Genomic DNA, 9,991 nt, shown 5'->3' on the forward strand with positions numbered 1-9,991 from the left:
TCAAGGAGCGAACCGCGTCAGCGGTGAGCGAGTAGGGTGGGGTAGTTCACATAATGCTTACAACCGAGGCCTATGGAACGCGTCAGTATCGACGATATCGAGGCGGAGCCGCACCCGATGGGCGTCAACCGGGAGCGACGGTCGATCACCGACGCCGTCGGGGCCGAGCATATGAGCGCCGTCCACTACGAACTCGACCCCGGCGAGCAGTTCTCCGGTGGCCTCCACACCCACCACGACCAGGAGGAACTGTTCTACGTCATCGAGGGGACCGCTACCTTCGAATACCGCGAGCCGCAACGCGGCTCGGATGGGTCGAGCGGGGAGCATAGCGACCCGCGAGACGGCACCGACAGAGCGGAGACCGAGGTGAGCGCCGGCGAAGTCATCCGATTCGAGCCCGGCGAGTTCCAGTGCGGCCGGAACAAAAGCGACGGGAGGGTCGTCGGCCTCGCCGTGGCGGCGCCCGGAAGCCGGCACAACTGGACCGACCTCGAATCCTTCGCGCCGTGTCCCGAATGCGACGAAGTGACCTCCCACGGCGTCGAAGAGCCCGACGGGGACTTCGTCATCTACTGTAACGAATGCGGCAACGAGATGCGAATCGCCTGATACGGACTGTCGTAGTCCCTAAGCGGCGATTTATCCTATGGGTCGGTGACCGCGGGGAACCCGTTACAACCGCCCGTATTACTGGCGATACGGAGAACCCGACACGCATTTGAAACGGTCTACCGAACCCTTGTGACATGCAACGACGAGCGTTTCTCACGGCGGCCGGCGCAGCCGTGGGAACTGCGCTGGCAGGGTGTCTCAGCGGGTCGACCGGCACCCTCGTCACGCAGGTCGCGCCCCCCACTGGCGATATCGGCGATTTCGAGTCGTGTATCGTCACGGTCACCGAACTCCGGGTCATGTCGGCCTCGACCGGCGGCGACGGCGAGACGGAGACGGCCGGCGGTGGGACGATAGCTGCCGAAGCCCCGACCGTCGAGGGCGAGCAGGCCTACGAGGTGGCCGATGCCGAAATCGACCTCGTCGAACTTCGGAACGGCAATGCGAAACGCATCGACGAGCGGGAACTGGGGACCGGCGAATACGAATACCTGAAACTGGTCGTCTCGAACGTCGATGCGACGCTCGAAGGCGGCGAAACCGTCGAGGTGGCGACGCCCGGCGGCGGGCCGCTGGAGTTCGACGCCGCCTTCGAGCTTCGGACGGGGACGCGGACGCTTTTCACGGCCGGATTCGCGCCTATGCAGGAAACCAAGGAGACGGAGGACGGTCAGGAGACCCATTACGTTCTCCGACCGGTCGCCGACAGTACCGCGGTCGGTTACGAGGCATAGCCTCCCCGGGTCAGGTATCGCAGTTTTTGCGCGGAACGGCCAGCAAACATATGACGCGCCAACCCCGAACCTGTCGTATATGAGACGACGAGAATACCTCGTAGCGACCGGTAGTGCCGTGGTCGGATCGGCATTCGCAGGCTGTCTCGGCGATGGAAACGGCGGTAGCGGGACCGGAACACTCGCTACGCGGGTCACCGACCAACCCGGTGATATCGGTGATTTCGAATCCTGTGTCGTCACCATCACCGGGATCCGACTCAAGCCGTCGGAGGACGGTGACGACGATACGGAGGACGACGGTGATGAGGACACTGCTGAGGGGACCGACACGCCCGAGGGAACCGAGGCGGAATCCACCGACACCGAGGCCGATGATGAGGACGACGAGGATGAAAGCGAGGAGGTCTACGAGGTCGATTCCGCCGAGGCCGACCTCGTCGAGTTGCAGGACGGCAACACGCAACTGATCGACGAGCGGGAGATCGATACCGGCGAATACGAGTACATGAAGCTGACCGTCTCCGAGGTCGACGGGACGCTCAAGGAGGGTGGCGACGCCGAGGTGGATACGCCCGGCAACGCGCCGCTGAAGTTCAACGAGTCCTTCGAGATCCGCGCGGACACCCGGACGGTCTTCACCGCGGACTTCACGCCGGTTAAACGAGGCCAGCAGAACAGCTACATCCTCCAGCCGGTCGCTGACGGCGTCGAGGTCGAATACGAGGACGTCGAGACGGGGACGTCGACCGACGCGACGAACGGGACGGACACGACGAACGAGACCGACGCCTGACGCCGACGCCGAGTTCCATTCTTCCGGCCGAAACGGCAAGGCTCCTAAACCGTCGGTGGGTACCGGCCGACATGCCATCTCGCCGCGGTTCGTTTCTCGCCGGCGCCCGCGCCGTCGTTCCCGTTCTCCTCGGCGTCGTCCCCTTCGGCCTGGTAGCTGGCGCTGCAGCCGTCCGGGTTGGGCTCTCCGGCCTCGAAGCGATGGGGCTTTCGGTCATCGTCTTCGCCGGCGCCTCGCAACTGGCCGCAATCGAGTTGCTCGGGCAGGACGCACCGGCCCTGATCGTCGTCGTGACGGCGCTTGTCATCAACCTGCGAATGACGATGTACAGCGCTTCGATTGCGCCGCATTTCCGCGGGCTCTCGACGCGACTCCGGGCGGCCCTTGCGTACCTGCTGACCGACCAAGCGTACGCGCTATCGATTACCCGGTTCCGGACGGACGACGACATCGACCGGGCCGCGTATTATCTCGGTGCAGCGGCGCCGCTGTGGGTGGTCTGGGTGATCTGTACCGCCGTCGGCATCGTTGTCGGGGCGCAGGTGCCCGAGTCGCTGCCGCTGGGCTTTGCTGTCCCGCTTACCTTCCTGGCGTTGCTGGTCCCCTCGATAACCGACTCGCCTAGCGCGCTCGCGGCGGTGGTCGGAGGCTCGATAGCGACGTTCGGTGCCGACCTGCCGCTGAACCTCGGGCTCATCACCGGCGCGGTCGTCGGTATCGTCGCCGGACTGGTCGTCGAAGCGGGGTGGAAGCGATGACCGCCGTCTGGCCCGCCATCGTCGCCATCGGCGTCGGGACGTTCCTGATCCGGTTTTCCTTCATCTTCCTTCTGGAGCGAATCTCGGAGATGCCCGAGTCCATCGAGCGTGCTCTCCGCTTCGTCCCGCCGGCGGTGCTGGCTGCACTGGTCGTCCCCGCCGTCGTCATCGTCGACGGGTCGACCGCGGTTTCGGTCGGCAACGAACGCCTGCTCGCGGCCGGTCTCGCCGCCGTCGTCGCCTGGCGTACTGAGAATATCTTCGCTACCATCACGGTCGGCATGGTCGCGCTGGTCGCCCTCCAGAGCCTGCTCTGACGTGTCGTCTATCGGCTCTCCTCGGAATCGCCCTGACTGGGTTAACTGATATTAGTTTCAAAATAGTGTGGAGTAATGGATTATGATTATAACGCTGGCCCCGTTACTGGTTGTATGGGCAGGTTACGCCAGCGTCCCCATCAGCACCTCTCGCGGGCGGTCGTCAAGACGCTCGGCTACCGGTTCTTCATGGTGTGTATCACCGTCACCATCGCGTTTCTCGTGGTCGGCGACGTAGGGGATGCGCTGAGCATCGGCCTCGTCGCCAACGTCGTGAAGACGGGGACCTACTTTGCCTACGAGCGGGCATGGGACCGCATCGACTGGGGCGTCTAACGGGGTCATCGTCGGAGGTCGACCCGCTTCCGCTTTCCCCTGATTTTTGCGGCGCTGGACCCTATATGACTCATGAAAACGGCTGTCGTCTGGTTCCGTGACGACCTTCGCGTGGCCGACAACCCGACGCTCGCCGACGCCGTCGGGGCGGCCGACCACGTCGTCCCCGTCTACACCTTCGACCCGCGGTGGCGAGGCGAAAGCCAGTACGGCCCCACCAAGCAAGCGTCTCATCGGACGCGCTTCCGCCGCGAAGCGGTACTCGACCTACGCGAATCGCTCCGAGAAGGTGGGGGTGAGTTGTTGGTCCGGGAGGGCCGTGCCGAAGCAGTCGTCCCGAATATCGCGGCGGCGGTCGATGCCGATGCCGTCTTCGCACAGACGAAACCCGCGACGGAGGAACTCGCGGCAGAAGCAGCGGTCCGCGAGGAACTCACAGAGCAGGGAATCGACTTCGAAACGCGCTGGACGCACACGTTGTATCACCCTGACGACCTGCCGACGCCGCCCGAGGCCATCGACGATACGTTCACGCCGTGGCGGAAGACGGTCGAAGCCGAAACCGAGGTTCGCGACCCGATTCCAGTGCCGGCGTCTGTGCGGACGCCCGACGATCTCGACGCTGTCGATGCCGGGGAGGTATCCACACTCTCGGCCCTCGGCGTCGAGGAACCACCAACTGACGACCGGTCGGTTCTCGATTTCGAAGGCGGCGAGTCGGCCGGTATGGAACGGGTGGACGCCTACGTCTGGGAGGGCGACCACCTCCGCGAGTACAAGGAGACTCGAAACGGCCTGCTCGGTGCTGACTATTCGTCGAAGTTCTCGCCGTGGCTGGCCGCGGGCTGTCTCTCGCCGCGGTGGATTCACCGGGAAGTCGAACGCTACGAGGACGAACGGGTCGCCAACGAGGACACCTACTGGCTGGTCTTCGAGTTGGTGTGGCGCGATTTCTTCCAGTTCCAGTTCGCCAAACACGGCGCGGACTTCTTCGGGTCGACCGGGATACGTGACGTCTCGGCCGACTGGGACCACGACCGAAGCGCCTTCGAGCGGTGGGCCAACGGCGAGACGGGTATCCCCTTCGTCGACGCCAACATGCGCGAGTTGAACCGGACGGGCTACATGTCCAACCGGGGTCGGCAGAACGCCGCGTCGTTCCTCGTCGACGCCCTGAACGTCGACTGGCGGTGGGGTGCGGCCTACTTCGAATCCCTCCTCGTCGACTACGACGTGGCCTCCAACTGGGGCAACTGGGCCTATCAGGCCGGCGTCGGCAACGATTCGCGGGATAACTTCTTCGACGTCCTCTCGCAGGCCGAATACTACGATGCCGGCGCGGAGTACGTCACCACGTGGCTGCCGGAACTGGCCGACCTACCGCCGGAGTACGCTCACCGGCCGTGGAAACTGTCCGAGGAGGAACAAGCCGACTACGGCGTCCAGTTGGGTATCGACTACCCCGAACCGATGTTGGACCTCGAAGCACGCTACGAGGAACTGCGGTGAGTACTCAGCGGCGACACGACGCTATCGGTGATAACGCATGTGGACGAACGGTTCTTCTTCGCCCGCGATATCGGTCGTCTGCTCGATGCGTTCGAATCCGCACTCGTGTAAAACGGAATCAGGCCTTCCCGACAGAGGAGCGCCGGGTCGAGGTCAGCGATCGATTCGTGGTCGACGACGGCGGCCATGAACTCCTCGCCGATGCCGCTGTCGCGTTCGTCGGCCGCGACGATGACGTCGTAGATCTTCGCGTAGTAGGTCCGGTCGGTCAGGATGCGCGCCGAAGCGCCGAGGCGGCCGTCGTCCCACGCGCCGAGGGTGATGCTGTTGTCGATGGCTTGCCGAACCTCGGCGGGGTCGCGGTCGGTACACCATTCGTAGTCCTCGTAGAGGTCACACAGCGCCTCGGCGTCGGCGGCGTCGAGTTCGACGACGTCCATGTCGGCGGAGCGTCCCCTGCTCTTAAACCGTTTTCCACCCCGTGGCAATCCCTCCCGACGATACGCCGGGTTTAATAGCCGCCTGCGGGATTTTGAGGTATGAGCGACGAATCGGGAACGCAGGAGCTCGGTATAACCGAGTCCAAGGAGCACAACCCCGGCGAGTGGTACGCCGAAGTCGTCCAGAAGGCCGGTCTCGCGGATTATGCCCCGATGGGTGGCTTCATCATCACCCGCCCCCGTGGCTACGCGCTGTGGGAGCGCCTGCAGGACCACCTCGACGGCTGGTTCAAGGAGACGGGCGTCCAGAACGCGTACTTCCCGCTTTTCATCCCCGAGAGCTATCTGGAACGGGAGAAGGACATCGTCGAAGGGTTCGACCCCGAGGTGGCGTGGGTGACCCACGGCGGCCACGACGAACTCGACGAACGTCTCGCGGTCAGACCGACCAGCGAGTCCATCATCGCGCCGTTCATGGCCGAGTGGGTCCGCAGTTACCGGGACCTCCCGCTCCGATTGAACCAGTGGTGTAGCGTCGTCCGCTGGGAAGCCACCGAGACCAAGCCCTTCTTCCGGACCAAGGAGTTCCTCTGGCAGGAGGGCCACACCGCCCACGCCACGGGCGAGGACGCGTGGGACGAGACGATGACCCGCCTCGGCCAGTACGAACGGCTCTACGAGGAGGTCATGGCCATCCCCGGCATGACCGGTCGCAAGCCCGAACACGACAAGTTCCCCGGCGCCGACACCACGACGACCATCGAGGCGCTGATGCCCGACGGCAAGTCCGTACAGGCCGGCACCTCCCACCACCTCGGGACCTCCTTCGCGGAGGCGTTCGACATCACCTACACCGACGAGGACGAGGAGGAACGCATCGCCCACACCACCTCGTGGGGCCTCTCGTGGCGCGCACTCGGCGCGCTCATCATGACCCACTCCGACGACCAGGGACTGGTCATCCCGCCCAAACTCGCGCCCACGCAGGTCGTTATCGTCCCCATCTGGCAGTCCGACACCGAAGACGAGGTCAAGGAGTACGCCGCCGACCTCGCCGCCGAACTCGACGAGGAGTTCCGCGTCGAACTGGACGACCGCGACGAGCGCAATCCCGGCTTCAAGTTCAACGAGCACGAACTCAACGGCGTTCCCCTCCGCATCGAGATCGGCCCCAACGAGGTCGACGACGAGGAAGCCACGCTGGTCCACCGCCCCGACGGGGAAAGCGAGGTCGCCGACCGCGAGGCCATTACCGAGTCCGTTCAGGACGCCCTCGATACGGTCTACGCGAAACTCTACGCCAACGCCGAGGAGACCCTCGAGAACAACATCCGCGAGGCCCACGGCCGCGGTGAAATCCTCGGCACGCTCGGCAAGCACGGCGGCTACGTCAAGACCGGCTGGTGCGGCGATGAGGCCTGTGAGGCCGAGATCAAGGACCAAATCGCCGCCGAGATCGTGATGTTACCCCTCGAAGAGGACTACGAACCCGTTCACGATACCTGCGGCGTCTGCGGCGAGGAATCGGTGGAGACGGCCTACTTCGCCAAGAGCTACTGAGGGCAACGAATACCCGATTTTTGCTGATTGCGGCGGCTGGTAACAATCCGGTAAATAGAGCCAAATGTGGCGGGCAGGCAACAGCGGGTATGCAGGGCGATCTCGACCGCGATGACGCAGCCATTCTCCATCTCCTCCAGTCTGATGCCCGCAACATCACGACGGGCGAGATAAGCACCCGCGTGGGGTTGGCCTCGAGTACCGTGGCGGCACGAATCAACGAACTCGAAGCACGTGGAATCATCACCGGGTACCGGCCACGAATCGATTACGAGAAAGCCGGCCTCGACCAGCATATCCTGCTCATCTGCAAGCTCGCCCCGAAGACCGACGAGACGGTCGTCGAGCAGATAAGCGAGGTGGAGAACGTGATATCCGTCCGGCAACTGCTGGCCGAACCGGCCAGAATCCACGTCGAGTTGGTCGCGCCGACGCAGGAGCGCCTGGAAGACGTCTCCAACGAACTGGACGAACTCGGCATCGAGATCACCAACACGGAACTCATCGAGGCGGTCTACGGGAACGTTTTCAACCACTTCGGCGAGAAATATACGACCGGCGAGTAATTTCCCATCTCTCCGCTTGAAACCAATCGTCTCGGTGGTCTGATGTTGGATCTCGCCGGGTGATTCTGGACGAACTCCGTTTTCCGATGATGGTTTTTGCGAGAGGGGTGAACGATCAGTCATGCCAGGCTCCATGAGCGGCATTGAAAAGCTAACTGTACCCGAGCGGGTCGTTCTCGCAGTCGCGGAAGCAAACGATGTCTCACCGATGGAGGTATCGCCACCCCTCTACGAAACGGTCGACCCGGATGCCCTCGAATCGCTGATCGAACAGACGTCGGATCGGTCTTTCCAGGTCTCCTTCGAATTTCATGGCTGTCACGTCACGGTTCATGGGAACGGCGACGTCGCCGCTTCGAACCCCGCGGACGCCGAACAATCGGTTACCGTCACTTCTGCTGCCACTGACGACCTGATGGTTTCGGCCGACTGACGAGGACCGGTCGCGTCGATGGCATCGTGGCTCGACGCTCAAACGACGGCAAGCGGGTGCTCGACCGTCACGAGCGAACATCGCAGCGTCGGTCGTCAGGGGCCGTATACGTAGCCCCAGGACGCGAGAACGACGAGCAAGACGGCCAGCACGAACAGGACGGTCCGTTTTCGAATCCGGGGGGCCGGCCGCCACAGCGACAGTAGCCCTCGGGTCGAGTCGAGGAACCCACAGCGCTCACGCACTGTCCGTCTCCGACTCGTCGGTCGTCTCGTCACTGTTCGGTTCGTCGGCCGTTTCGTCACTCTCGGTTTCGCCGTCCGTAGTGCTGCCGTCCGAATCGGCGTCGTCGTCGGTCTCTCCGTCGGTACCGTCCGAGCCATCGTCGACCGTTCCTCCGGGACCGTCGGCGTCTCCGTCGGTTTCGGTGTCCGTGCTGTTGGTTTCGGTGTCCGTGCTGTCGTCGGGGGTGTCGGTCTCGTTCACGTCACCGCTTGGGTCGGTTTCACCGTTCTCGTCGTCGTGATCTGCCGTTTCGGTACCGTCGGTCGGCTGTTCCGTACCCTCGTCGGTGTCGGAACCGTCCGATGAAGCACCGTCTTCGGCATCGTCACCTCCATCGCCGGGGGCTTCAGTGACCGTCGTCTCGTTCCCATCGGTCGGGACATCGTCGGCGTCGTCGGCATCGGACTCGTTTCCGTCCGTCGGAACGTCACCATCCTCGCTCGGGGCCGTCGGAGAGGCGACGCTGGTGTCGTCGCCGGCCGAGGAGATGCCGACCGGACCATCGTCACTGCCGGTGGTCTCCTCTTCAATGGGACTGAAGGTTCCCGTAGTCGCGAAACTCCCATCGACGCTGCCTTCGTCGGAGAACAGTCCGACGGTGTAGAACCCACCGCCGGCCGCGAGCGAGAAGACAACTATCGCAACCACGGTCAGCACGCCGAATCCCTGACTCCGAGCGGTCATTCCTCTTCCTCCATCACTCGGTCGGTCGGCGGCGTGGCAGCGCCGTCTCCGTCGACGCCGCCGTCGGTGGCCGGTCGGTCGGAGTCGCTCCCGGCCGCGAGCGGGTCCATCTCGGTACCGTCCCTGTTCACGCTTGCACTCCGGCGTGCGGCCACGAGGACCACGAGCAGTCCGAGAGCGGTCAGCGTGGTCCCGAAGGCGACGGCGATAGTGCCCGCCGTCGGCCACGTGTAGGCGACGTAGCCGCTGTATGCCCCGAGCGGGACCAACACGAGGAACGCCCCTTCGAGGGAGCGGGTCGTTATCAGGAACCAGCCGTCGGCTGGAGGGGTCGCTGCGTTTTCGCCTGCTCCGTCGGCGGCCTCCTCGGCGGGGTCGTCGGGCACGTCGGTCGTATCCGAGCCCGGCGCCCGGTGGCGGTAGAGCGACCACAGTTCGTTGACGACGAACAGTCCCAGCGGAAGGACGACGAGCGCGACGAACCCGTACGGCGAGTTCGTGAACTGGACGACGTACCCGATGTACGGAATCGTGAGTATCACGGTGCCGACGACGCTCGTGGCCTGAACGGGCGATGCGTCCGGCCCGTCGTTGGCGTCACCTTGCGTTTCGAACGCTAGCCCACCGGGCTCGTCGAGCACCGCCGTGACTCGGTGCGTGACCGGTATCTCGCTCGTCCCGCGGGTGAACGTGATGACGTCGCCCGTCCGTATCGTCGCCGGGTCGCGGTCCGCGACGATGACGACGTCGCCGGGGGCGATAGCCGGGGTCATGCTCGCCGTGAGGACGACGAAACTGTGGTCGGCGCCGACCGTCTCGGGAACCGCGTAGACGACGAACGGCGCGACGACCGCGATCAACAGCAATACGGCGAGTACGTTCGCCACGGTCCGAAAGGTTGGTTTCATTGATTTGCTCCACTGGTAGTATTTTGGTCGGTCGATTCGTCGACGTCGGT

General features: G+C 64.2%; 14 protein-coding genes. 10 read left to right on the forward strand and 4 right to left on the reverse strand.

Features of this window, described 5'->3' with window-relative positions; genetic code table 11:
- Positions 1 to 72: 72 nt before the first annotated feature.
- The 7 genes from V5A53_RS09835 to V5A53_RS09865 all read left to right on the forward strand — a co-directional run bounded on the left by V5A53_RS09835 (position 73) and on the right by V5A53_RS09865 (position 5,065).
- Positions 73 to 612 (forward strand): cupin domain-containing protein, encoded by a 540-nt coding sequence (locus V5A53_RS09835; RefSeq protein WP_332313430.1) that lies wholly within the window; start codon positions 73 to 75, stop codon positions 610 to 612.
- A gap of 137 nt (positions 613 to 749) precedes the next feature.
- Positions 750 to 1,349, forward strand: a complete 600-nt coding sequence (locus V5A53_RS09840; protein WP_332313431.1) for a DUF4382 domain-containing protein — start codon at positions 750 to 752, stop codon at positions 1,347 to 1,349.
- 79 nt (positions 1,350 to 1,428) lie between these two features.
- Positions 1,429 to 2,145, forward strand: a complete 717-nt coding sequence (locus V5A53_RS09845) for a DUF4382 domain-containing protein (RefSeq protein ID WP_332313432.1) — start codon at positions 1,429 to 1,431, stop codon at positions 2,143 to 2,145.
- Positions 2,146 to 2,216: 71 nt separating this feature from the next.
- Positions 2,217 to 2,903 carry an AzlC family ABC transporter permease gene (locus V5A53_RS09850; RefSeq protein WP_332313433.1) on the forward strand — a complete coding sequence of 229 codons (687 nt, stop codon included), beginning with the start codon at positions 2,217 to 2,219 and terminating at the stop codon, positions 2,901 to 2,903.
- Positions 2,900 to 3,220, forward strand: coding sequence for an AzlD domain-containing protein (locus V5A53_RS09855; protein ID WP_332313435.1), 321 nt, complete (start codon positions 2,900 to 2,902; stop codon positions 3,218 to 3,220). The genes V5A53_RS09850 and V5A53_RS09855 overlap by 4 nt, the downstream gene beginning before the upstream one ends.
- 114 nt (positions 3,221 to 3,334) lie before the next feature.
- Complete coding sequence (locus V5A53_RS09860) at positions 3,335 to 3,556, forward strand: DUF2061 domain-containing protein (protein WP_332313436.1); 222 nt, start codon at positions 3,335 to 3,337, stop codon at positions 3,554 to 3,556.
- Positions 3,557 to 3,628: 72 nt separating this feature from the next.
- The gene (locus V5A53_RS09865; RefSeq protein WP_332313437.1) at positions 3,629 to 5,065 is read left to right on the forward strand and encodes a DASH family cryptochrome; all 1,437 of its coding nucleotides are present in this window, start codon (positions 3,629 to 3,631) and stop codon (positions 5,063 to 5,065) included.
- Here the strand turns inward: V5A53_RS09865 and V5A53_RS09870 are convergent.
- Positions 5,047 to 5,505 (reverse strand): GNAT family N-acetyltransferase, encoded by a 459-nt coding sequence (locus V5A53_RS09870; RefSeq protein ID WP_332313438.1) that lies wholly within the window; start codon positions 5,503 to 5,505, stop codon positions 5,047 to 5,049. The genes V5A53_RS09865 and V5A53_RS09870 overlap by 19 nt on opposite strands.
- 99 nt (positions 5,506 to 5,604) lie before the next feature.
- Here V5A53_RS09870 and proS point away from each other — a divergent pair, with 99 nt between their 5' ends.
- The 3 genes from proS to V5A53_RS09885 all read left to right on the forward strand — a co-directional run bounded on the left by proS (position 5,605) and on the right by V5A53_RS09885 (position 8,064).
- Entirely contained in the window at positions 5,605 to 7,065 is a 1,461-nt protein-coding gene (gene proS / locus V5A53_RS09875; RefSeq protein WP_332313439.1) for a proline--tRNA ligase, read from the forward strand.
- Between the two features lie 89 nt (positions 7,066 to 7,154).
- Entirely contained in the window at positions 7,155 to 7,631 is a 477-nt protein-coding gene (locus tag V5A53_RS09880; RefSeq protein ID WP_332313440.1) for an Lrp/AsnC family transcriptional regulator, read from the forward strand.
- 121 nt (positions 7,632 to 7,752) lie between these two features.
- On the forward strand, positions 7,753 to 8,064 hold the full coding sequence (locus tag V5A53_RS09885) for a HalOD1 output domain-containing protein (protein ID WP_332313441.1): 312 nt from the start codon (positions 7,753 to 7,755) through the stop codon (positions 8,062 to 8,064).
- A gap of 95 nt (positions 8,065 to 8,159) precedes the next feature.
- Here the strand turns inward: V5A53_RS09885 and V5A53_RS09890 are convergent, their stop codons facing one another.
- The 3 genes from V5A53_RS09890 to V5A53_RS09900 are packed head-to-tail and all read right to left on the reverse strand — an operon-like array spanning position 8,160 to position 9,941.
- Positions 8,160 to 8,309 carry a hypothetical protein gene (locus V5A53_RS09890; RefSeq protein ID WP_332313442.1) on the reverse strand — a complete coding sequence of 50 codons (150 nt, stop codon included), beginning with the start codon at positions 8,307 to 8,309 and terminating at the stop codon, positions 8,160 to 8,162.
- On the reverse strand, positions 8,302 to 9,033 hold the full coding sequence (locus V5A53_RS09895; protein WP_332313443.1) for a hypothetical protein: 732 nt from the start codon (positions 9,031 to 9,033) through the stop codon (positions 8,302 to 8,304). Before V5A53_RS09895 ends, V5A53_RS09890 begins: the two co-directional genes overlap by 8 nt.
- Positions 9,030 to 9,941 (reverse strand): signal peptidase I, encoded by a 912-nt coding sequence (locus V5A53_RS09900; protein ID WP_332313444.1) that lies wholly within the window; start codon positions 9,939 to 9,941, stop codon positions 9,030 to 9,032. The genes V5A53_RS09895 and V5A53_RS09900 overlap by 4 nt, the downstream gene beginning before the upstream one ends.
- Positions 9,942 to 9,991 lie beyond the last annotated feature (50 nt).

The organism is Natronomonas sp., from assembly GCF_036625485.1.
GTDB lineage: Archaea > Halobacteriota > Halobacteria > Halobacteriales > Haloarculaceae > Natronomonas.